Here is a 22,522-nt window from a genome sequence, read left to right on the forward strand (position 1 = left end):
CGACCCCTTTTCCTGACGGGTGTCGGCGGTACAGAAATTGAGTTGCGGGATTTTAACCTTGGGTTACCCTAGTTCGGCGGCTGTCATCGACATCATCCGCGAGCCAGGCTTTTATTAGCGATTGGTATGGCATGTCGCGCTTGTTGGCTTCGATCTTGATACGGTCAAGGAGTGTTTCAGGCAGTCGAAGAGAGATGGTTTTTGTCGAAGGCTTCAGTTTCGAAAAAGAGGCGGGTTGTGCCTGGCTCCAGTCTACATAGGTAGATGAGTCGTGGGCTTCCCAGAACTCTCGTTCTTCTGCTTCCCTCTTGAACTCAGGAATCTTTTTTTGCTTGCTCATAAATAGCCCTCTCCTTGCGGTGCATGACGCGAGCGAAAATCACCCGGATCAGCGTGCCGTCCTCCCTCAACGTGAACGTGATGTGCAACGGTTGCGCGTCGTCCGTTTCACTAAGGGCATGAAACCGGGCTTCTGACTGGCTGTGCTTCGCATCTTCTAGAACCAAAATCGGTTCATTGAAGAAGATCGATTCCGCTTCAGACTGGCTGACACTGTGCTTCTCCTTGCTCTTTCGGGAGTTGCCCTCGTCCCAGTCAAAGCCGATGACTCGTGCCCAATTGATCATGGATGTATATTACCATCATATACAAAAGCGTCAAGGAAGGTGGCTCCCAACCCACTCACCCGCATCACTCGTCTCTCCACCGCTTCCATTAGCTGTCCTCGTCCGGTTTCGACCAGGGTGAGCCAGTGGCGGGCGCGGGTGATGCCGGTGTAGACCAGTTCCCGCGTGAGAATCGGGTTGGGGGCGTCGGGGAGCAGCAGGGCGGTGTGCGTGAACTCCGAGCCCTGGGATTTGTGCACCGTCATCGCATAGACCGTCTCCACTGCCTGCAGGCGGCTGGGCAGCACCCACTTGATGTGGCCGCTGCCGTCGCCGGCGGGGAAGGCGACACGCAGCGCCGGTGCGCGGTTGGTGCCTTCGGCTGAGGCTCCAGGCTGTGGCAGCGCCAGGGTGATGCCGATATCGCCGTTCATCAGCCCCAGGCCATAGTCGTTGCTGGTCACCAGCACCGGCCGGCCGAGGTACCAGAGCCGGCGGCCGTCGCCGGTGTCGATCAGTCCTTGCTCCTCCAGCGCGGCGCGGATGCGCTCGTTCAACCCCTCCACGCCCCAGGGGCCGCGGCGCAGGGCGCACAGCAGCTGGAACTGGCCGTGGGCGGTCAGCACCGCGCGGGCCCAGTCGTCCAGTGCCTCGCGGTCGATCTCGCCGTCTGCTCGAGTTTTGGGCGTGGCGGTCTTCATGATCTCGAGATAGTGGCGATAGCCCACAGGTGGCGACAGCGGCTGGCCGCGTAGCACGCGGTTCTCGCCTTCCTGGGGGAAGCCCTCGGCATGGCCCGAGACCACCAGGCGTTCCAGGTTGCGGTCGCCGTCGGTGTCGAGTTTCAGATGGGAGAGGTCGGCGTAGCCGTGGCCAAGAACTCCGCGGATCGCGGCGCGTTTCTCTCTGCCCGGGGCGTTGCAGCCCGACGCGTGTTCCTCATGGTTCACCGCGCTGGCCAGCTGGCCGATGCCGCTCTCGGCGTCGAAGCGGTGGCTGTGCCTGAGCATGACGATGGCCTGGTCCAGCGGGGCGCCCTCGGGGTCGAGCATCTCGGGCGGCAGCGCCTGGCCGGTGGCCTCGGCGAGCCAATCGGCGGTGGCCGGGGTGTAGTGGCCGCCCTCCGCGCGGTCGCACAGGTCGCCCAGCACCGAGCCGGCTTCCACCGAGGCGAGCTGGTCCTTGTCGCCCAGCAGTACGAGGCGGGCCCGGGTCGGCAGGGCGTCGAGCAGGGCGGCCATCATCTCCACGTCGACCATGGAGGCCTCATCCACCACCAGCACGTCCAGCGGCAGGGGGTTGCGGGCGTTGTGGCGGAAGTGGCGGGTGTCGGGGCGCGAGCCCAGCAGGCGGTGAAGGGTGGTGACGTCGGTGGGAATTGCTCGGCGAAGGTGGTCTACCGCTTTTTCGCCCAATGAATTGGGCTCCCACAAGTTCGAGAGACCGCTGAGGCTTAATCCGGCTACCTGCCCGGCGATGGATTCATTGAGGCGTGCGGCGGCCTTGCCGGTTGGGGCGGCCAGGCGGATGCGCAGCGCGCGGCGGCCTTCGCCCAGCGCCAGGGTCTGCAGCAGGGCGAGCAGCTTGACCACGGTGGTGGTCTTGCCGGTGCCGGGGCCGCCGGTGATCACGGCGAAGGGTGAGCGGGCGGCCAGGGCGCAGGCGGCCTTCTGCCAGTCCAGGGTGGTGCTGGTGGGGAAGAGGGCGTTGAGGGCTGTGGACAGGGTGGCGGTGTCGCTCCCGTCGGTGACACTGCCATCACCAAGCCTGGCGGCGATGTGGTGCTGGATCGAGCGCTCGTGGTGCCAGTAGCGGCGCAGGTAGAGCCGGGTGCCGTCGAGGACCAGCGGGGTGTTGCCGGGGCCGTGGCCGATGATCAGCGGGTGAGTGAGCGCTTCCTGCCAGTCGGGGAGCTTGAGCTCGCAGAGCAGCTGGCTGGGCCGAGGCGGCGGGTCCTCCAGGCTGTCGCCCTCCGGCGGCAGGGAGAGGGCCAGGTCCGGTTCGGCCAGGGTCTGTGCCAGGTCCAGGCAGACATGGCCGCGGCCGAGCTGGTGGCTGGCCAGCGCCGCGGCCAGCAGCAGCGGGGCGGAGGCGTCGGGTACCTCGCGGGCGAGGAAGGCGGCGAAGGCGCGGTCCAGGGCGCGCAGCCAGCCGCGGGTTACCCAGCGGTCGAGCAGGGCGAACAGCGCCGGCGGCTCGCGCAGGGCGTCGGCGGTGGCGGCATCGGCGGTGGGTGAGGGGTCACTCATGGCTGTGCCTCCATGGCGGTGGCGGTCTCGGGGGCGCGGAACAGGGCGTCCAGCGCCTCGATCAGCTCGCGGGATGGGCGCTCGCAGTGCACGCCGCGGGAGGGGGCGTGCTGGCCGCGCAGGAACACATAGAGCGCCCCGCCCAGGTGGCGGTCGATGTCGTAGTCCGGCAGCCGCGAGCGGAGCAGGCGGTGCAGGGCCAGCAGGTAGAGGCAGTACTGCAGGTCGTAGCGCTTCTCGCGCACCGCCTCCGCCATGGCCGCCTCGGAGTAGGCGTCGTCGTCGCGGCCCAGGTGGTTGGACTTCCAGTCCAGCACGTAGAAGCGCCCCTCGTGCTCCACCACCAGGTCGATGAAGCCCTTGAGCATGCCGTTGAGACGGTCGGGTTCCAGCGCCGGCCGGGCGGCACCACCCAGTGTGTGAGCGCTCACGAGGGCGTCCAGGCGGGCGGTGTCGACCTTGTGGGCGGCGAACCAGAACTCCAGCTCCACCTGATAGTGAGCGCTCTCCAACCGCTCCAGGCGCAGCGGCGAAGCCTCCCCCTCTGGGGCGTTCGGCACCGGCAGGTCGCTGGTCAGCAGCCCGCGCAGCCAGGCCTGCAGCGCCGGGATGCGCTCTCGCCAGCCGCGCAGGTTGGCGCGCCGCGCCAGGGTGTCGTCCAGGCGCTCGGGGTCGGCGGCCAGCCGGGCGAAGCCTTCCCGGCCGGCCCACTCCAGCAGGCCGTGCAGGAAGGTGCCCGCCGCCGGGCCGCGGGGGAAACGATGAAGCGAGGCGTCACTCGTCGGCTGCGCGTTCTGTGCCGGGTCCTGGGGCTCGTCGCTCATCTCCCGGGCGGTGGCCTCCAGAGCGGTCTCGGGCTCTGTCGAAAGCCCGGATTCGGGCTCGTCCCCCACACCCCCGATGCGCTCGCCGCCAATTCTCTCGCCGCCAATTCTCTCGCCGCGAATTCTCTCGCCGCCAATTCTCTCGCCGCCAATTCTCTCGCCGCCCCGGCGCAGCGCCGAGTAGCTGGAAATCCACCAGTGCTCCCGGGCGCGGCGGGTCGGCGTGAGCGCCTCGCGCAGGGCCTCGCCGTTGGTCCCCACGGGCACCATGAGGTCGCCGGGTTCGGGCGCCGGTGCCACGTGCAGCTCCGTCTCGGGGGCGCCCTGGGAGAGGGGGAAGAGGGCATCGAGCAGGCCGTCTGACGAGAGCGGTGCGCCGGCGGTGAGCACTTGGCCGATGGCGCTGCGTTCCAGCCCCTTGAGCGGGGCGATGCCCAGCCAGGTGGCATGGCGGGCGCGGGTCAGGGCCACGTAGAGCTTGCGCAGGTCCTCCCCCAGGCGCTCGTCGTCGGCGCGGGCCAGCACCGTCTCGTCGGGCGCCAGGGAGAGGTGGCGCCGGCCCTGGTCGTCGTGCCAGGTGAGCGGCAGGTCACCGGCCTTCTTCTCGCGGAAGGCGCAGATGAAGGGCAGGAAGACCAGCGGGTACTCAAGCCCCTTGGACTTGTGGATGGTGATCACCTGCACCAGGTCGGCGTCGCTCTCCAGGCGCAGGCGGTGGGTGTCGGCCTGCGCCGGCGGGTGGGTGCGAGCCTCGCTGAGGTGGCGCAGCAGGGCGTGCTCGCCGTCGAGCTCGGCGCTGGCCTGCTGCAACAGCTCGCCCAGGTGCAGCAGGTCGGTCAGGTGCCGCTCGCCGCTGGCGCTCTTCAGCAGCCGGGTGGGCACGGCGAAGTCCGCCAGCAGCCGGTGCAGCATGGGCAGCACGCCCTGGCGCTGCCACTGGCGGTGGTAGGCCCGGAACTGCAGCACGCGTTCTTCCCAGGCCAGCTCGTCGTGCTGCAGGGCGTCGAGATCATTGAGGCCCATTCCCAGGCTGGGCATTGCCAGGGCGGCGTGGAGACGCCGCTCGCTGTCGGGCTCGGCGCAGGCGGCCAGCCACACCTCCAGCTCCAGGGCCGCCGGGGCCTCGAAGACGCCCTCCTTGTCGGAGAGATAGACGCTCTTGATGCCGCGCTGGAGCAGCGCGCCGCGTATCGCCTTGGCCTCGCCCGCGTTGTTGACCAGCACGGCGAGATCCGAGGGCTTGAGCGCACGGAAGGGCTTGCCCGGCTCGCTGAAGCCGGTGCGGCCCTGCTGGCCCTCGCGCAGCAGCTCGGCCATCCGGGTGGCGCAGCGCGCGGCCATCTCCTTGAAGTAGGCGCCCTTGCTGAGCTCTTCGCTTGGCCCCTCGGCCTCGCCGCTCGTTAAATGCCCGCTTTTTAAATGCCACAGCGTCATGGCCGGCAGCGGCGTGCCATCGTAGGTCAGGGAGTCCTTGCGGCCTTTCGCGGCCACCGGCAGGAAGGGCACCGGGTTGTCGCCCTGGGGCGAGCGGAACAGGAAGGCGCCGCGGCCGGCGGGGTGGGATTCGGCGAAGCGGAACACCCGGTTGACCGCTTTCACCATGGCGGTGGACGAGCGGAAGTTGGTGCCCAGGGTGACGTGGCGCCCGGCGGTGTCGCGGCGCGCCTGCAGGTAGGTGTGGATATCCGCACCGCGGAAGGCGTAGATCGCCTGCTTGGGGTCGCCAATCAGCAGGACGGCGCTGGGGGCGTCGGGATCGGGGGCCTCGGCCAGCCGGTAGACGTGGTCAAACAGCCGGTACTGAACCGGGTCGGTGTCCTGGAACTCGTCCACCAGGGCCACCGGGAACTGACGGCGCACGTGTGCCGCCAGCGCCGCGCCGGAGGGGCCGGAGAAGGCACGGTCGAGGCGTTCGAGCAGGTCGTCGGGGCCGAGCTCGGCGCGGCGCTGCTGCATGCGCTCACGGCGCTCGGCCGTCCAGCGCACGGCGTGGGCCAGCAGGTCGGCGTGGGCGTCGGGCAGGGCATCGAGTTGGCTCGGCAGCTCGGCCAGGGCGCGCAGCGCGGGATGGTCCAGGGGCTCGCCCTGCTTCCAGATCTCGGCGATGCCCTCCGGGGTCAGGCGCTGCCAGGCGGTGTCGGTCAGCGCGGGGATGGCGAGCTCGGGGTCGTTGGCCCAGTCGCGCAGCTTCGCCAGCCAGTCCGCGCGACTCTTGCTGTTGAGCTTGCGCTGGTCGAAGGCCTTGGCGGCGGCGCCGTTCTCCAACGCTTCCGAAAGATCGTCGAGCCAGGCGGGCCAGGGCGCCTTGAGCGAAGCCAGTATGCGGGTGTGATCGGCCTGCATGGCGGCCAGGGCGCCGGCGGGGGGCGGGGCGTCGGGCAGCAGGTCGGCGTCGCCCTGCAGGCGGCGCACGTCCTCGGCCAGGGCGTCGGGGGTCTCCCAGTAGCGGGTGACCACCGCCAGTGCCTCGGCGTCCAGGGCGTAGTAGAAGCTGCGCCAGTAGTCCCGGGCGACCTCCAGCTCGAGTTCCGACTGGTCGAGGTTCATCTCCAGCGAGAAGAGGCTGCCGCTCTCGAAGGCGTGCTCGCGCAGCATGCGGTGGCACCAGGAGTGGATGGTGGAGACCGCGGCCTCGTCCATCCACTCGGCGGCCAGCTGCAGGCGGCGGGCGCAGGCGGGCCAGCGCTCACGGGGGTAGCTGTCTCGCAGGGCGAGTAGTGGATCACTGGAAACTGATTCAGTGGAGGAATTGCCCGCTGCCGGTTGGGCGAAGAGGTCTCCCGTCAGTCCATTGCCCGACGAAGCTGATCCGGCGGCAGACCTACGAGGAGGCGCTGTGAACCCCTCCCAGGGCGCTACCGATGCCCTGCTTCGCTCTCGCGTCCCGCTCCGCTCGCAGGTCCGGTGCTGGCCATCCATGGCCAGCCCGTTCGGAGCAGTGCTCCTCACCCCTGGCATAGGACCTCCTCTTCGGTCTGCCTCCGGCGCTTCGTCTTTCGCATTGGCCGCTTCCTGAAACGCATCCGCGGCCTCCACCAGCCGGGCGCGGATGCGGTCGCGCAGCTCCCGGGTGGCGGCGTTGGTGAAGGTCACCACCAGGATCTCCGGCGGGGTGAGGGCGCGGGGGAAGCTCTCGGCGTCCGTGTCGTTCCGCGGGCCCAGCACCAGGCGCACGTAGAGCAGGGCGATGGTGAAGGTCTTACCGGTGCCGGCGCTGGCCTCGATCAGCCGGCTGCCGGTAAGCGGCAGGTGGATCGGATCCAGGGTGGGGGGCGTCTTCTGGTCCTGCGTGCTCATGCCTTGCCCCCCCTGCTGCCATTGCCCTTGGCGTTCTTCTCCTTCGGCTTGCGTACCGCGTGTAATAGCGGGGCGTAGAGGCGTTCGGCCAGCTCGGCGAAGCCACCGCCCTCCGATGAGCGAAGCATGGCCTCCAGCTCCGGCCACTGGCGCAGCAGGTAGGCGTCACGGCCGCGCTCGCCGTGGTCGTTGTTGAAACCGCTGCCATAGAAAACGGTGTTGGCGGCCTTCCAGGCCTTGTCGTCCTCCTCGGTGGCCTTGCCTTCGAGGCAGCGGGCCATGGCCTGGGGCGTGCCGCCCTTCTCCAGCCAGGCGAAGGCGGTGTCGCGGGCCAGGGGCAGCGGCGTGGCCATGCCGCGCTGCCAGGCCGCGGCGATGACGGCGAGGTGCTCGCGGGCCTCCTCGGCGGGAACTGGCGCGAGGGTGCCGCCGCCGGCCCGGGAGAGCAGCCGGGTGGTCATGGGCCCCTCGAGCTGGCCAGCCAGGTGGGCCACCCAGGGAGTGAGCCAGTGCTTCCAGTGGTACTTGCCCTTGTTGACCAGGCTGCTGGTAGTGAGCAGCACCCGGCAGCGCTCCATGGCGTCGTTGACGCGCAGCTCGCCCAGCCAGTCCTCCAGTTGCAGGCCAACGCCGAGCTCTCCCTGAAGTTCTCCTCGAAGCTCTTCTCGAAGCTCTTCTCGAAGTTCCAGCGAGATGGTGAGCGGTTCCTCCATGGCGTGGGGCCATTCGTCGAGCACCCGGCGGTAGTCGGCGAAGAGGGTCTCCATGGGCTCGACGAGGCTGTCGCGCATGCGCTCGGCGAAGCCGCCCATGGCCAGGCGCCCCTGGCGCTCGAGGCGCTCCAGGGTGGCCAGCATGGTGGGTTCATGGGGCTCGCCGGCCTCCACCGCCTCGCGGCTCGCCTCGATCAGCGCGTGCTGCAGCTGCCAGTGGTCGAGGCCGCCGAGGGTGAAGGGCTCGTGGTCGAGCCGCTCCATGGCTTGCGTTTCGAGAAAGACCTTGAGCCGGGTGTTGGTGAAGGCCTGCACCGGCGCCTTGAGGAAGTTGCCGAGCTGGACCAGGGTCAGCGGGCTGTCCTGGCGGAAGGGAGCCAGCGCCGGCTCCGCGGCCGGCGCTGGCCCGGTATCGGGGCGGTGCAGCTCGCGCCACTCGTGAGCGTAGGTGGTCAACGAAGAACCTTTCCGGAAATACTCGATGCTGAAGGGCTGCAGCGGATGCTCGGTGGTCAGCGCGGCCAGCAGCGCCTTGCCTGCGTCCTGCTCGCTTTCGTTCTTGCCCTCGACATCCGCCAGCGTCCAACCGCGGGCGAGGTGGTCGCGCAGCTGGCCGAGCAGCACCGAGGGCGGCTGCTCGCTGTTGTCGATGATGCTGCGCCCCACCCAGCTGATGCTCAGCCGGTCGCGGGCGGAGAGCAGCGCCTCCAGGAAGAGGTAGCGGTCGTCCTCGCGGCGGGAGCGGTCGCCGGGGCGGTAATCCTGGGCCATCAGGTCGATGTCCAGCGGGCGCTGGGTGCGCGGGTAGTCGGCGTCGTTCATGCCCAGCAGGCAGACGTGGCGGAAGGGGATGGCGCGCATCGGCATCAGGGTGGCGATGTTCACCGCCCCGGCCAGGAAGCGCTGGGAGAGGCTCGCCTCGTCCACCTGGGCGAGCCAGTGCTCGCGCACCACCGAGAGCGGCAGGGGCTCGCTGAGCTCGGCCTCCTCGGCGCTCTCCTGCCAGGCGTCCAGCGCCTGCTCCAGGCGGGTCAGCGCCATCAGGTCGTGGTCGGAATCCGCCAGAAAGCAGGCCTCCAGCAGGCCGCGCAGCCGCTCGCCCCAGGTGGTCACGTCGCAGGGTTCGGCAAGTGTCTGCCACTGGCCTTCCAGGGTGTCGATCAGCGTGACCAACGGGCCGGCCAGCGCCGCCTCCAGCCCGCCGATGTCATCAAAGGGCTCCACCCCCTGCCAGGGCCCGTCGGCGGCGTTGCCCACCGCATAGCCCAGCAGCAGCCGGCGCAGGCCGAAGGCCCAGGTGTTGGCGGCCATGCCACCTGGCAGGTCGAGGCTCTGGCGCTGGCGGGCGTCGAGCCCCCAACGGATGCCGGCGCCCTCGATCCAGCGGCGCAGGGTGGGCAGGCCGGCCTCATGGATGCCGAAGCGCGCACGCACCGCCGGCACCTCCAGCAGGTCGAGCAGGTCGCTCACCGAGAGGCGCAGCTCCGGCAGTCGCAGCAGCTGTTCGAGTGCGATCAGCAGCGGCAGGCGGTGGCGGCTGGCCTGGTCGGAGAGGGTGAAGGGGATATGGCGTGGGTCGTCGGCGTCGAGGCGGCCGAACACCGCCTGTACCGCGGCGGCGTACTGATCGACATCCGGCACCATCACCAGGATGTCGCGGGGCTTGAGGGTCGGGTTCTCGCTGAAGGCGGACAGCAGCTGGTCGTGGAGGATCTCCACCTCGCGCAGGGCGCTGTGGGCGACCTGGAAGCGCAGCGATCGGTCGCGGGCCTGGTCCACGGCGGGCCAGGTGTCGCGGGTCTCGCGGAGGGGGCGCAGCTCGAGGATGTCGTCCTGCAGCTGGCGCAGCAGGCTGGGCTCGGCGTTGTTGTGGAGAGGCGAATCGAAGAGGTCGATGCGCAGGGCCTCGCCCTCGAAGAGGCCGCGGTAGGCCTGCTGCTCGTCAAATTCGTCCAGCAGGCGCAGGTAGTCGCGACCCTGCTTGCCCCAGGCAGCCAGCAGCGGCTGGGCATGCAGGTGCAGCTCGGTCTCGGCGAGCTCCGCCGGCATGCCGGGGCGGCGCTGCTGGCGCTTGCGTTCCGCGCGGAGCAGATCCTTGTGCTCGATGATGTCCGCCCAGTAGTGGCGGCAGGGGTTGTGCACGCAGAGCAGCACCTGGCTGACCCGCGCCATGGCGGCGAGCGCCTCCAGGGTCTGGGCGGGCAGCGAGGAGAGGCCGAAGACGATGACCCGGCGCGGCAGCCCAGGTGGAGGGCGGGCTGAGTCGAGCCCCTGGCACGCATCGAGGAAGCGCTCGTGCACCGTCGCGCGGCTGGAGGCGAGGCCCGCTTCGCCCTGGGTGTGTGAAATGTCATCACGCAGCGCCCGCCACAGCTCGGCCTGCCAGCGCTGCGCCTCGACCAGCGGGCGTGTCTCGCCCCGAGCGGTGAGGATCACGTCGTCGCCCGCCGCCCAGGCGGTCAGCCAGTCGGCCCGGTAGACCTGGTACTGGTCGAAGAGGTCGGCCAGGCGCTCGGCCAGTTGGTGGCGCTTGCGCAGGTCGTCGTCCTCGGCCAGGAAGCGCGCCAGGGGGGCGAAGACGGGGGAGTCCAGCAGGGCGGGCAGCAGGCGCATCAGCCGCCAGAGCAGCCGCGGCTTGTCAAAGGGGGAGACCGGCGGCACCGCGTCTTCCCCCAGCACGGCCCGGTAGGCCTGCCACAGGAAGCGCGCCGGCAGGGTCACGTCCAGGGCGGCGGCGATGCCGGCGCCGCCGTTGACCTCGTCCTCGGCCAGGGCCAGCTTCAACCACTGGCTGATGCCGTTGCTCTGTACCAGGATCGTCTCGTTCTCCAGCGGCCCCAACGGGTGGCGCCGCATCCACTCCACCGCAAGGCCGCGCAGCGCCTCCAGGCGATTGCCGTGGGTCACCATGAAGCCGGGCTGCAGGGCGGAGTCGTCGAGGGCGGGCATGGCGCGGTTCCTTCGCTGGGTGCCGGTGCCTGCCATGGTGCCATAAATGCGGTTTTACGCGAGCCGAGGTTTTTTCACGGCCGGGGGACGATGGTTCACAGTGGGCCGGGGGCATGAAGGCGCCGCCAGTGATGCGGGGCCATGCCCAGGGCGCGGTGAAAATGCCGGGTGAAATGCGACTGGTCGCAGAAGCCGCACTCCTGGGCGATGCGCGACAGCGGCTCGTCGCCGGCGAGCATCCGCTCGCAGGCCCGTGTCAGGCGGCGGTGGGTGACATGGGCCAGTGGCGGGATGCCGAAGGTCCGCTTGAAGGCGTGGGCGAAGTGGCCAAGGCTGAGCCGGCTCAAGGCTGCCAGATCGCGAACGTGGATCGTCTCGTCCAGATGCGCCTCGATATGGGCCTCGATCCGTCGGACCTGCCAGTCGGTGAGTCGGCCATGGGGCGCGGGAGCGTCCTCTCGGGTGGGGGGCGCCGCGGCGGACCGTCCCGACAGCGCCACCACCGCGGCGTGCCGGGCCTGCTGCACATGCCGATCATCCCGGCCGGGTGACAGGATCACGACGATGGGGGTATCTGCCAGATCGGCGAGCAATTTTTCGAGCTCACCGGGCTGGAAGGCCTGGCGCTCCAGCAGGATGACATCGGGTTGCCGAATGGCGCCGCGCGAAGCGGGACGTCGAGCGCTGCTTATCTCGTCGACCCCTGGCAGGCTCGGCTGATCTTCGACGATCATGCTGCGATGTCTCATGGTCTATCGGCCTCCCGATGCTAGCTTAACTATAGTGTTGCCAGCACACGGTGTCGCCATCTCCCGTTATGGTCGCACCAAGGCAGAGGCGGGCGTCAGGCACTCCCGCCTCTGTGTGTTCTGCCGATGGATCAGATTGACCGATACCGAAACTCCTGTTTTGTCACATGGCCGTCCTGATTCCTGTCCAGAACCCAGAAGGGTTCCGGCAGGGCCCGTTGTTGAGCCTCGGTGGCCGAGATCCTGCCATCGCCGTTCGTATCCAGCCGAGCGAAATGGTCACGACCCTGGGGAGCAACGGATTCGACGCGAGTCTGTTCCATGCGATGCTGCTGGAAGGGCTCTCCCTCGGCCCAGGCGAACCCCGTTAGCAGCAGTGATCCGAGCAGTGCCGAGATAGCCAGTCTTTGAGTGATCATGTTCATCACCCTCCTGTGTGGACCCGATGGTACATCGAGCCCCAACTAAAAGATGGGTCCGAATCGCGGTAAATGCTTGAGTGGCTCTGCGAGACTTGGATGTTCCTGCTGTAAAGAGCGTAACCCCGGACTGAAGGGTACCTCGCCTGCCTCATGGGCCAGCAGCCACGGACTGTTGCCGATGCCGCCGGCATCGGCCGTGATACCGGATTGGGCGTCGGCAGCTCGTGAGATAGCGGTTACCATGGCTCGCATGGGCCACCATTAACCGGAGAATCACCGCCATGAGCGACTACCTGCTGGAAGAGAACACCCTGAGTTCGGGCAAGATCTATCGCCTGTTCTCCGGTTCCATCTGTCCGCGTCCCATTGCCTGGGTCTCGACCCTGGACGCCGCGGGCAACGCCAACCTGGCCCCCTTTTCGTTCTTCAACGTGGTGAGCGTCAACCCGCCGGTGCTGGGCTTCTCGCCGCTGCTCGACGGTGACGCCAACCCCAAGGACACCATCCGCAACTTGGGCGAGGTGCCGGAGTGCGTGGTGCACATCAGCGGCGAGGGGCTGGTGGAAGAGATGAACGCCACCAGCGCGGGGCTGGCCCACGGCGACGACGAGTTCCTCCACGCGGGTCTCGAGAAGGTCGCCATGGCCGGCGTCTCGGTGCCGCGGGTAGTTGGTGCCCCGGTGGCATTCGGCTGCCGGCTGCGCGAGATCATCCGCTTCGGCGACCAGCCGCTGGCCGGCAACCTGGTGCTGGCAGAGGTGATATCCATTCATGTGGACGACGCCATCTGGAACGGCCGCCACGTGAGCCTCGAGGGTCTCAGGCCCATCGGGCGCATGGCCGGCAACGACTACGCCCGCTGCACCGACCTCTTCGAGGTGGAACGCCCAGCCTCGGGCAGCGCGATGAGCGCACAGCAGCGCGGCGGCTGAATCTGCTCGACCGGGTCAGCGAGACGTACGCCAGCGGCGGGTCGAGGCCCGCCGCTGGCGGTTATGTCGAGTCTTGCCGGTTCTCAGGGTCACCGACGTTGTCAGCTCAGCCGGTCTGCTCCTCCCGCCAAGCGGCGAGCACCTCGCGGGCGGTGCGCAGCCCGTCGATGGCGGCCGGGAAGCCGCAGTAAGGCACGCACTGCAGCAGTACCTCGCGGATCTCTTCCTCGCTGCAGCCGTTGTTGAGTGCACCGCGCAGGTGCACCTTGAGCTCGTGGGGGCGGTTCAGCGCCACCAGCATGCCGATGTTGATCAGGCTGCGGGTGGGGCGCGCCAGGCCCGGCCGGTTCCAGATGTCGTTCCAGCAGTTGCGGGTCACCAACTCCTGCATCGGCCAGCTGAAGTCATCCACCTGGGATAGGGCGGCGTCCACGTAGGCGTCGCCGAGCACCTCGCGCCGGGTGGCCAGGCCGTTGGGGTCGAGGTCGTCCTGTCGGTGGCTCATGGTCGGGGCTCCTTGTCGTTGGCTCGTTCCGGGCGGCTACTCTTGTTGACGACTACTGGGCCAGGTTCTTGACGGGTTCGCCGGCGGCGAAGGCCAGCAGGTTGGCGAAGGCGTCGCCGAAGTATAGCTCGTAGCTGTCCTTCTCCACGTACCCGAGATGGGGCACGCCGAGGAAGTTGGGCAGCGCCAGCAGCGGGTGCTGGACCACCGGCTCCGTCTCGAAGACGTCCGCCGCGGCCATGCCCGGGCGGCCGGCGCGCAGGGCGGCCTCCAGCACGCCGGGGGCGATCAGCTGGGCCCGAGCGGTGTTGACCAGCAGGGCGGTGGGCTTCATGCGGGCCAGATCGTCGGCGCTGACGATGCCCTGGGTGCCCTCGTTGAGGCGCAGGTGCAGGCTGAGCACGTCGCTGTGTTCGAAGAATTCCGCCTGGCTGGCGGCCACCTCGAGGCCGGCCTCGGCGGCCCGGCTCCGGGTGCCCTCGCGGCCCCAGACCAGTACCTGCATCTCGAAGGCCTGGCCGTAGCGCGCCATCAGCTGGCCGATCTTGCCGTAGCCGAAGATGCCCAGGGTGCGGCCCTTGAGGCCGGTGCCCAGGGTGCGCTGCCAGCGCCCGGCCCGGAGGTTGGCGACTTCCTCGGGGAGATGGCGCATGGCGGCCATCACCAGGGCCCAGGTGAGCTCGGCGGCGGCATGGGGCGAGCCCGTGCCGGCCATCACAGTGACGCCGCGCTCGCGGCAGGCGGCCATGTCCACGTGGGCGGCACCGCCGCCTGTCTGGCTGATCGCCCGCAGGTTGGGCAGCCGCTCGAGCAACTCGGCGGTGATCGGCGTGCGTTCGCGGATCAGCACCAGGGCCTCGGCGTCCTGGAAGCGCTCCACCAGGGTGTCCAGGTCGGTGACGGTGTCGTTGAACACCGTGACGTCGTGGCCCTCCAGTTGGGCGAAGGCGTCCAGGTGACGCACGCAGTTCTGGTAGTCGTCGGGAATCACGATCCTCATCGTGCAGGCTCCTTGTCATGGTCGGGGCGCGCCGGTGCGTCCCCGTCTGGGCGGTGTCTCAGAGATTGCCAGGCGAACAGGCCGCCGATCAGGGCGATGCCGACCACGTCGGTGATCGCCTGTCCGCTGATCAGCATCAGCGCAGCGACCAGCAGCAGGCCCCGCTCCAGCCAGGAGCAGGGCCGTCGGAAGTAGCCGATGGTGGAGGCGGCCAGGGCGATGATGCCGAGCACCCCCGACCCCACCGCCATGGCGATCTCCAGCATCGTGCCGTTGCCGAGCAGCGGCGGGTGGTAGATGAACATGTAGGGGATCAAAAAGCCGCCCAGGGAGATCTTGGTGGCGGTCAGCGCGGTACGGAACCAGTGGGAGCCGGCGATGGCCCCGGCGATGTACGCGGCCAGCGCCACCGGAGGAGTTACCCCGGAGAGGATCGCAAAGTAGAGGATGAACAGGTGAGCCGAGAGGCTCGGCAGGCCAGCCTCGATGAAGGCCCCCGCCACCACCGAGGCGGCCAGCATGTAGGCGGCCACGGTGGGCAGGCCCATGCCGAGGATGATGGCCACTACCATGGCCAGCAGCAGGGTGATGAGCACGTCGCCGCCGCTGACCACCAGGATCACCGAGGAGACCTTGAGGCCCAGGCCGGTGAGGCTGATCACCGAAGCAATGATCGCTACGCTGCCGATGATCACCGCGATCATGGCGGCGGTCATCGCGCCGGCCTCAAGCGCCGCGGGCAGCGACCTGAGGCGCTCCACGAAGGTGCCTGGGCTGCGCCAGGAGAACAGGTAGAGCGCCATGGCGGTGAAATAGGCGGCCACCGCCGAGGTGGTCGGGGTATAACGCATCACCAGCAGGGTGATCAGCACCGCCAGCGGGATCACCAGGGTCTCGATGTTGAACAGGCCCTCGCGCAGGGTGGGCCGCTCCGATTTCGGCATCGGGTTGAGGCCCAGGCGCTTGGCCTCGAAGTGCACGCTCATCCAGATGGCCAGGTAGAACAGCAAGGCCGGGATCAGCGCGGCACCGATGATCTCCAGGTAGCTGGTGGAGATGACGTCGGCCATGACGAAGGCGGCGGCGCCCATGATCGGCGGCAGGATCTGCCCGCCGGTGGAGGCGGAGGCTTCGGTAGCCGCGGCGAAGCGGGGGCTGTAGCCGTTCTTCTTCATCATCGGGATGGTGAACACCCCGGTGGTGGCGACGTTGGCAGCGGTGCTGCCGCTGATGCTGCCGAACATGGCGCTGCACAGGGTGGCGGCCTTGGCCGGCCCGCCCGACATGCGCCCGGTGAGGGCATTGGAGAGGCGCATGAAGGTGTCGCCGCCGCCGGTGGTGACCAGCAGGGCGCCGAACATGATGAAGACCACGATCACCGTGGAGGAGGTGCGCATCAGGCTGCCGTAGACGCCGGTGGGGCTCAGGTAGAAAGTGGCGATCAGGTCGTCCCAGCGGAAGCCGCCATGGCCCCAGACGCCGGGCAGGTGCTGGCCGAAGGCGGCATAGGCCAGGGCAATCAGCACCAGGATCGGGAAGGCCAGGCCGATGGCGCGCCGGCAGGCCTCGAGCAGCAGCACGATCGCCGAGATCCCGAAGACGATGTCCAGGGTGGTGGGCATCAGGTAGCCCAGCTGGTAGAGGATGCGGTCGAAGTGGATCACGTAGTAGGCGCTGACCACCGCGCCGAGGAGGATCGGTGCCAGGTCATACCAGGGAATGCGGTTGGCGTCGCGCACGCGACAGCTGTAGGCCAGGAAGATCAGCGGCAGGGCGAACAGCAGGTGGATGGCGTTCTGGGTGTTCACCGGGCCGGTGACGGCTGTGTAGAGGTGAAACAGCGCCATGGAGACCGCGGCCAGGCGGGTCACCAGGAACCAGAAGCCGGTCAGCTGGCGCTTGCCCGAGTCCTCCGAATATTTCTCGACGACTTTGGAATTTGCTGGGGTGTCCATCGGATGACTCCCGCACCGCGGCACGAGGGGGAGGGCGGTGCGTCAGGGTAACGACATCGGGAAATGCCCCGCGGGCGCCTGGCCCGCGGGGAGAGGGAGTTACTGCGCTTCGGGCGGGATGATGTCCTCGGGGATCTCCAGGCCCAGCTCCTGGTAGTAGCGCAGGGCGCCGGCGTGCAGCGGGAAGGTGGCGTTGTCGACCACGGTCTGCGGGGTCACGCCCTCGGCGGGCTTGAAGGAGTTGGCCACCTGCTCGTGGTTCTCCCAGTACGCCTTGGTGATGTCGTAGACGGTATCGTCAGCCAGGCCGGCATTGGCGGCGACACCCATGTAGATTCCCATGGTGGTGGCTTCCGGCATGCCGCGGTAGGTGTCGGCCGGGACCACGGTGGGGGCCAGGAAGGGCAGCTCCGCGGTGACGGCCTCGACCTGCTCGTCGGAGAGCGACAGCAGGCGCAGCGGGCGCGAGGAGTGGACCTCGGTGAAGGCCGGGATCGGCGGCACGCCGTTGTAGCTGAAGCCCACCAGGCGCCCGTCGATCACCCCCTCGGCGGCATCATCGATGCGCATGCGCTGGAAGTCGGGCTCGATGCCCAGGATGCCGAACACCAGCTCGGTGATGTACTCGCCACCCCCGCCGATGCTGCTGGGGTTGAAGCGCTGACCGTTAAGGTCCTCGAAGGTCTCGATGCCGGAGTCCTCGCGTACCGCCCAGTGCATGGTGGAGGGGGCGATCCAGTAGATCAGACGGGCGTCGGGGTTCGGGGTCTCCTCGAAGCGGCCGATGCCGTTGTACATCTCGTAGCCCACCAGGGCCTCGGTGAAGGCCAGGTCGAGCTCCCCACGGCCCAGGCGGATGGCGTTCTCTCGGGTGCCACCGGTTTCGCGCACGGTGATCTCGTAGGGGGTGTTGGCGCTGACCACCCGGGCGCCCTCGGAGATGCCGAAGAACCAGCCGGTGCCGGTGGGAACGGCGCCGATGTTCAGCGCGGTCTCGGCCTGGACGCTCGAGACGCCGAGACTGCCGATGGCGATGAGGGAGGCGGGAAGCAGCAGGCGTGCCTTGCGGGAAAGCGATGTCATTGTTGTGTTCTCCTGGCTTTCGGAAAGCCGAATGCCTGTTGTTATAGTTCGGGATGCTGTTGTCGTTAGATGGCTCGCCGTTGCCCGCGGGACGAGGGGCAGCGCGCCAGGCTTCATTGATACCCTCCCGGTATCGACCTGTACATTGGTGATTCATGAAGCCGCCTTCTCCAAACAAGAAGGCAAGAAAAGCCCCACTTCCATGCCGCATTGCAGCGTTAAAAATCGCCCCGTATGTCTTGAAGATCTCCGGCATTATCCGCCGGTAGCGGCGGATTCGATCAGGTGATCGACGAACATGCGTGAGGCCATGGAGAGCCGGTCGAGGTCGTGGACATAGATGCTCAATCTGCGCCTTGCCCAGTCGTCTCGAATCCCCAGGACCCTGACATCCAGCCCGCCCACGTACTGCCGGATGGCGCCACGGGGCACCACGCCGACGCCCAGTCCGGCCTGGACCATCATGCACAGGGCGTCGTAGCTGGTGACCTGGATGCGCAGCCGCAGAGGCCGGTTGGCGAGGCTGGCGGCACGCAGCAGTTCCAGGTTGATGGCGCTCGAGGTGTGCAGCCCCACGTGAGGGAAGTCGAGGCACTCGCGGAAATCGATCCTCTCTCGATCGGCCAGCGGGTGGTTCTGGGGCGTCACCAGCACCAGGTCGTCGACATGGTAAGGAAATTCCACCAGGTCGTAGCCGTGGGGAAGCCGCGCGCAGACGCCGATGTCGGCATTGTTGCTGACCACCTCACGGGTGATGATCGGGCTGACTTTTTCCTCCAGCTGAACGCCGATATCGGGGTATTTCTCGAAGAACAGTTGGGTCTCGGTGGGCAGGTACTGGGTGATGGCCGACATGTTGGCAAACACCCTGACGATGCCCCGGTTACCGCTGGCGTACTCGCGCATCTGCAGCTCGAGATCTTCAAGGTTATGCAGCACGCCTCGCGACAGGTTGAGCAGGGCGTTGCCGGCCGGGGTCAGCTCCACCCCGCGGTTGTTGCGCTTGAGCAGCGGGCTGTTGAAGTGGGCCTCCAGCTCGCTGAGCCGCTTGCTGACCGCCGAGGTGGCGATGAATTCCGCCTCGGCGGCGCCGGTGATGGTGCCGGTCTCGGCGACCCGGACGAACAGCCTGAGCGAGGTGGGGTCGAGTCTCATGCGGCGCTCCCGGGTCAGGGGTCGAGCAGCTGGTCGGCCAGGTCGTGAAAGTCATCGGCCACCAGGTCGAAGACCGGGTCCACCGTGAGGTCGGGGATGGCATCCGGTCCATGCTCCAGTGGCCGCTTGACGAAGGCGGTACACAGCCCCTCGCGATGGGCCGCCTGAAGGTCGTCCTGGTGGGCCGCCACCATCATCACCTGGTGGGGGGGCAGGTCGAGCAGCTCGCAGGCCTTGTGGTAAACCTGTGGGTCGCGCTTGTAGTGGCCGGCCAGCTCCGCCGAGATCACGCAGTCCCAGGGCAGTCCCGCATGCCTGGCCATGTTGACCAGCAGCGATACGTTGCCGTTGGAGAGGGTGGCGAGGATGAATCGGGGCTTTAGGCGCCGAAGCCCTGACACGCTGTCCGGCCAGGCATCGAGGCGGTGCCAGGCACGGTTGAGGTGCTGCCGGTCCTCCTCGGTAAGGGCCTCGCCGATGCCGAACTCGTCGATCAGGCGATCCAGGGTCAGGCGGTGGAGGTCGTCGAGCCGCGTCCAGGGCAGCTCGCCCTGGCGCACCCGGTTCATGGCCGGCGCATAGCCACCGCGCCAGGCATCGGCGAAGGCGGCCCAGTCGACGCTGATGCCGCGGGCCTGACCCAGGGCCTCACCCTCGCGGATCACGCTGCTGCGCCAGTCCACCACAGTGCCGAAGACATCGAAGGTCAGGGCCTTGATCTCGCTCAGGGTATTGCGTGTCTGACTCATCTGCAGGCTTCCCGGTGGGCATTACGGTTGAAGAGATAGGCGTCGGGCAAATCTATGCCGGTGCCGGTTCGCTATGCAAATCATCGTTCGCCTGGAGCAGGTGATCGACCAGGTGGCGGGCCACCACCGGCAGGGTCTCGTAGTGACGCATGCCGATGACGATCTCCCGGCGTGCCCAGTCATCGGCCAGCGGGATCAGTCGCAGGCGCAGGTCACGCAGGTCACGGTAGAGGGTTCGCTCGGGCAGCACGCCGATTCCCATGCCGTGGTGGATCATGCGGCAGATGGCGTCGAAGCTGCGTACCTGGATGCGCATGCGAAGGCTGCGCCCCGCCTGATTGGCTTGATCGTGGAGCAGCGACTGCAGGGAGGCGTCCTGCTGCAGGCCGACGAAGTCATGCTCGGTGGCCTCGTGCAGGAACAGGCGATCGCGATCGGCGAGCGGATGATCCTCCGGGGTCACCAGCACCAGCTGGTCGCGACGGTAGGGCACAACCTCGAGGCCGTCGGCGGCCACATGGCCGGCGAAGATGCCCACATCGGCCACGCCGTCGCGCACGGCGGCGATGGCCTCGGCGCTGGTCCGCTCCTGGAGGTCGAGCTTGATCTGCGGGTACTCCCGGGAGAAGACGCTCAGGTCCTGGGGCAGGAAGGCGATGATCGCCGAGGTGTTGGAGTGGATGCGCACATGGCCGCGCACCCCCTCGCCGTACTCGCTGAGCTCCGCCTCGAGGCGGGCGACATCCTCGAGGATGCGCCGGGCGTGGTGCAGGAAGGCCTGGCCGGCCGGGGTGAGCTCGACGCCGCGGGAGCGCCGGTAGAGCAGTTCGGTGCCGATCATGGATTCCAGGTCGCTGACCCGTTTGCTGACGGCGGCCAGCGCCAGGTGTTCGCGATCCGCGGCGGCGGTCAGCCGCCCCTCCTCGGCGATGGCAACGAACAGCTTGAGGGTCACGAAATCGAAGCGGCGCATGGCTTCTGGACTCCAGGGAGGGGCGGATCCCTCCCATGCTAGCCCATGGCTTCGTGTACAGCGAAACCTCGGTTCCCGATTGCCGAATTGCTAGGGGAGCCCGAGGTGGCCCACTCTCGGTGACTACAAACCGCGTTATTCAGGAGTTCCTCCATGACCTCCCCGACCTCCCCGACCTCACGCCAGCTGCCGCTGGCCGGGCTCAAGGTGATCGAACTGGGCCAGCTGATCGCCGGTCCCTTCGCCACCAAGTTGCTGGGCGAGTTCGGCGCCGACGTGATCAAGGTCGAGCCCCCGGGCACCGGCGACCCCCTTCGCAAATGGAGAATGATCGAGGACGGCACCTCGCTGTGGTGGCATGTCCAGACTCGCAACAAGCGCTCGGTCTCCCTGGACCTGCGCACGGCCGAAGGCCAGGCACTGGTCCGTCGGCTGGCCGCAGAGGCCGACGTGCTGGTGGAGAACTTCCGCCCCGGCACCCTGGAGGGCTGGGGGCTGGGCTACGAGGCGCTGGCGTCCGCCAATCCGGGGCTGATCATGGTGCGCGTCTCCGGCTACGGCCAGACGGGCCCCTATCGCGACAAACCGGGCTTCGGGGTGATCGGCGAGGCCATGGGCGGCCTGCGCTACCTGACCGGCCAGCCCGGTGAGCCCTCGGTGCGGGTCGGGGTCAGCATCGGCGACTCCCTCTCCGCCCTCTATGCGGTGATCGGCACCCTGCTGGCGCTCCAGGAGCGACACCACAGCGGGCTTGGCCAGGAGGTCGACGTGGCCCTCTACGAGTCGGTCTTCGCCATGATGGAAAGCCTGCTGCCCGAATACGACGCCAGCGGCCAGGTTCGCGAACCCAGCGGCAGCGCCCTGCCGGGCATCACGCCGTCAAACGCCTATCGCACCCGGGACGGCGACTACGTGCTGATCGCCGGCAATGGCGACAGCATTTTCAAGCGTCTGATGGCGGTGATCGGCCGCCCCGAGCTGGCCGAGGATCCCGAGCTGGCCCAGAACGATGGCAGGACCCGCCGCGCCGGGGAGATCGACGCCGCCATCGAGGCCTGGACGCGGTCCCGGGGGCGTGACGAGATCCTCGCCGCTCTGGACGAGGCGCGCGTGCCGGCCGGCTACCCCTACACCGCCGCCGACATCGCCAGTGACCCCCACTACCTGGCGCGGGAGATGATCCAGTCGTTCACCCGGCCGGACGGCCGGCCGCTGAAGGTCCCGGGGGTGCTGCCCAAGCTCAGCGCCACGCCGGGCCGCCTGGGCCACGGCGGCCCGGCGCTCGGGGCGCACACCGAGGAGGTGCTCGACGAGTTGGGCATCGACGCAGACACCCGCGCCAAGCTGCGCGACGCCGGCATCATCTGATCCCCGGCCGATCCAGGACACCGATCATGACCCAACTGCAGATCAACGAGGTGGCGACCCGCGATGGCTTCCAGAGCGAGGCGACCTTCGTGCCCACCGCGGAGAAGATCCGCCTGATCGACGCGCTCTCCGCCACCGGCCTGGCCCGTATCGAGGCTACCTCCTTCGTCTCGCCCAAGGCGATTCCTCACCTGAGCGATGCCGCCGAGGTGGTCGCCGGCATCCATCGCCGTCCGGGGGTGGGGATCACCGTGCTGGTGCCCAACCTCAAGGGCGCCGAGCGGGCCCTGGCCTGCGGCGTCGACGAGATCAACCTGGTCATGTCGGCGAGTGACTCCCACGGCGGGGCCAACCTGCGCATGACGCCGGACCAGTCGCTTGCGCAGTTCGCCGAGATTCTCGCGGTGGTGCGATCGCACCCACAGGGCAGCGGCGTCTTCGTCAACGCCTCGCTCTCCACCAGCTTCGGTTGTCCCTTCGAGGGCGAGGTGCCCCAGGCGCGGGTCCTCGACCTGGTGGGCAGGCTGCTAAAGCTCGGCGTCCAGGGAGTGACCCTCTGCGACACCACCGGCATGGCCAACCCGGCCCAGGTGGTGCGGGTCTGCGAGGCGGCGCTTTCGCGCTTCCCCGGCACCCCCTTCACCCTGCACTTCCACAACACCCGCGGCATGGGCCTGGCCAACGCCCTGGCCGCCTGGCAGGCCGGCATCATCCGCTTCGATGCCTCGCTGGGCGGCCTCGGCGGCTGCCCCTATGCGCCGGGCGCCACCGGCAACGTCTGCACCGAAGACCTGGTGCACATGTTCGAGCAGATGGGCGTCCCCACCGGCGTCGACCTGGACGCCCTGCTGGCCGCCGCGGCCCTGCTGCCGGCGATTGTCGGCCATGATACCCCGGGCCAGGTGGTGAAGGCAGGGAAGGCCGACAGACGCTATCCCATCCCGGCCCGCTGACGCCGACGCCCCATCAACGACCGTGATCATGAGACCAATAA

The 22,522-nt window shown here is 68.4% G+C and carries 17 protein-coding genes; 3 read left to right on the top strand and 14 right to left on the bottom strand.

Annotated features, from left to right (window positions below; all coding sequences use genetic code 11):
* Positions 1-52: 52 nt before the first annotated feature.
* The 7 genes from ACR80S_RS01150 to ACR80S_RS01180 all read right to left on the bottom strand — a co-directional run bounded on the left by ACR80S_RS01150 (position 53) and on the right by ACR80S_RS01180 (position 11,811).
* Entirely contained in the window at positions 53-340 is a 288-nt protein-coding gene (locus ACR80S_RS01150; protein WP_435400588.1) for a BrnA antitoxin family protein, read from the bottom strand.
* Complete coding sequence (locus ACR80S_RS01155) at positions 315-626, bottom strand: BrnT family toxin (RefSeq protein ID WP_435400587.1); 312 nt, start codon at positions 624-626, stop codon at positions 315-317. The genes ACR80S_RS01150 and ACR80S_RS01155 overlap by 26 nt, the downstream gene beginning before the upstream one ends.
* Positions 623-2,854 (bottom strand): exodeoxyribonuclease V subunit alpha, encoded by a 2,232-nt coding sequence (gene recD / locus ACR80S_RS01160; RefSeq protein ID WP_435402337.1) that lies wholly within the window; start codon positions 2,852-2,854, stop codon positions 623-625. The genes ACR80S_RS01155 and recD overlap by 4 nt, the downstream gene beginning before the upstream one ends.
* Entirely contained in the window at positions 2,851-6,975 is a 4,125-nt protein-coding gene (gene recB / locus ACR80S_RS01165; protein ID WP_435402338.1) for an exodeoxyribonuclease V subunit beta, read from the bottom strand. The genes recD and recB overlap by 4 nt, the downstream gene beginning before the upstream one ends.
* The gene (gene recC, locus ACR80S_RS01170; RefSeq protein WP_435402339.1) at positions 6,972-10,637 is read right to left on the bottom strand and encodes an exodeoxyribonuclease V subunit gamma; all 3,666 of its coding nucleotides are present in this window, start codon (positions 10,635-10,637) and stop codon (positions 6,972-6,974) included. The genes recB and recC overlap by 4 nt, the downstream gene beginning before the upstream one ends.
* Positions 10,638-10,732: 95 nt before the next feature.
* On the bottom strand, positions 10,733-11,386 hold the full coding sequence (locus ACR80S_RS01175; RefSeq protein ID WP_435402340.1) for a helix-turn-helix domain-containing protein: 654 nt from the start codon (positions 11,384-11,386) through the stop codon (positions 10,733-10,735).
* Positions 11,387-11,517: 131 nt separating this feature from the next.
* Positions 11,518-11,811 (bottom strand): EF-hand domain-containing protein, encoded by a 294-nt coding sequence (locus ACR80S_RS01180; protein WP_435402341.1) that lies wholly within the window; start codon positions 11,809-11,811, stop codon positions 11,518-11,520.
* Between the two features lie 278 nt (positions 11,812-12,089).
* On the opposite strand from ACR80S_RS01180, the gene ACR80S_RS01185 reads away from it, so the two are divergent.
* On the top strand, positions 12,090-12,740 hold the full coding sequence (locus tag ACR80S_RS01185) for a flavin reductase family protein (RefSeq protein ID WP_435400581.1): 651 nt from the start codon (positions 12,090-12,092) through the stop codon (positions 12,738-12,740).
* Between the two features lie 106 nt (positions 12,741-12,846).
* Here the strand turns inward: ACR80S_RS01185 and ACR80S_RS01190 are convergent, their stop codons facing one another.
* The 7 genes from ACR80S_RS01190 to ACR80S_RS01220 all read right to left on the bottom strand — a co-directional run bounded on the left by ACR80S_RS01190 (position 12,847) and on the right by ACR80S_RS01220 (position 20,160).
* Positions 12,847-13,245 carry a carboxymuconolactone decarboxylase family protein gene (locus ACR80S_RS01190; RefSeq protein ID WP_435400580.1) on the bottom strand — a complete coding sequence of 133 codons (399 nt, stop codon included), beginning with the start codon at positions 13,243-13,245 and terminating at the stop codon, positions 12,847-12,849.
* Between the two features lie 52 nt (positions 13,246-13,297).
* Positions 13,298-14,245 carry a D-2-hydroxyacid dehydrogenase family protein gene (locus ACR80S_RS01195; RefSeq protein WP_435402342.1) on the bottom strand — a complete coding sequence of 316 codons (948 nt, stop codon included), beginning with the start codon at positions 14,243-14,245 and terminating at the stop codon, positions 13,298-13,300.
* Positions 14,242-16,200, bottom strand: coding sequence for a TRAP transporter permease (locus tag ACR80S_RS01200; protein WP_435402343.1), 1,959 nt, complete (start codon positions 16,198-16,200; stop codon positions 14,242-14,244). Before ACR80S_RS01200 ends, ACR80S_RS01195 begins: the two co-directional genes overlap by 4 nt.
* 99 nt (positions 16,201-16,299) lie before the next feature.
* Positions 16,300-17,283, bottom strand: coding sequence for a TAXI family TRAP transporter solute-binding subunit (locus ACR80S_RS01205; RefSeq protein ID WP_435400577.1), 984 nt, complete (start codon positions 17,281-17,283; stop codon positions 16,300-16,302).
* A 255-nt stretch (positions 17,284-17,538) separates the two neighbouring features.
* Positions 17,539-18,438 (bottom strand): LysR family transcriptional regulator, encoded by a 900-nt coding sequence (locus ACR80S_RS01210; protein ID WP_435402344.1) that lies wholly within the window; start codon positions 18,436-18,438, stop codon positions 17,539-17,541.
* A gap of 14 nt (positions 18,439-18,452) precedes the next feature.
* Positions 18,453-19,187, bottom strand: coding sequence for a haloacid dehalogenase type II (locus ACR80S_RS01215; RefSeq protein ID WP_435402345.1), 735 nt, complete (start codon positions 19,185-19,187; stop codon positions 18,453-18,455).
* Positions 19,188-19,239: 52 nt separating this feature from the next.
* Positions 19,240-20,160, bottom strand: coding sequence for a LysR substrate-binding domain-containing protein (locus ACR80S_RS01220; RefSeq protein WP_435400574.1), 921 nt, complete (start codon positions 20,158-20,160; stop codon positions 19,240-19,242).
* A 153-nt stretch (positions 20,161-20,313) separates the two neighbouring features.
* Here ACR80S_RS01220 and ACR80S_RS01225 point away from each other — a divergent pair, with 153 nt between their 5' ends.
* Together ACR80S_RS01225 and ACR80S_RS01230 are read left to right on the top strand one after the other, a co-directional pair.
* Positions 20,314-21,528: a CaiB/BaiF CoA transferase family protein gene (locus tag ACR80S_RS01225; RefSeq protein WP_435402346.1), complete on the top strand. Its 1,215-nt coding sequence runs from the start codon at positions 20,314-20,316 to the stop codon at positions 21,526-21,528.
* 26 nt (positions 21,529-21,554) lie between these two features.
* Positions 21,555-22,481: a hydroxymethylglutaryl-CoA lyase gene (locus ACR80S_RS01230; RefSeq protein WP_435400572.1), complete on the top strand. Its 927-nt coding sequence runs from the start codon at positions 21,555-21,557 to the stop codon at positions 22,479-22,481.
* Positions 22,482-22,522 lie beyond the last annotated feature (41 nt).

Source organism: Halomonas salsilacus, from assembly GCF_051216275.1.
Taxonomy (GTDB): domain Bacteria; phylum Pseudomonadota; class Gammaproteobacteria; order Pseudomonadales; family Halomonadaceae; genus Halomonas.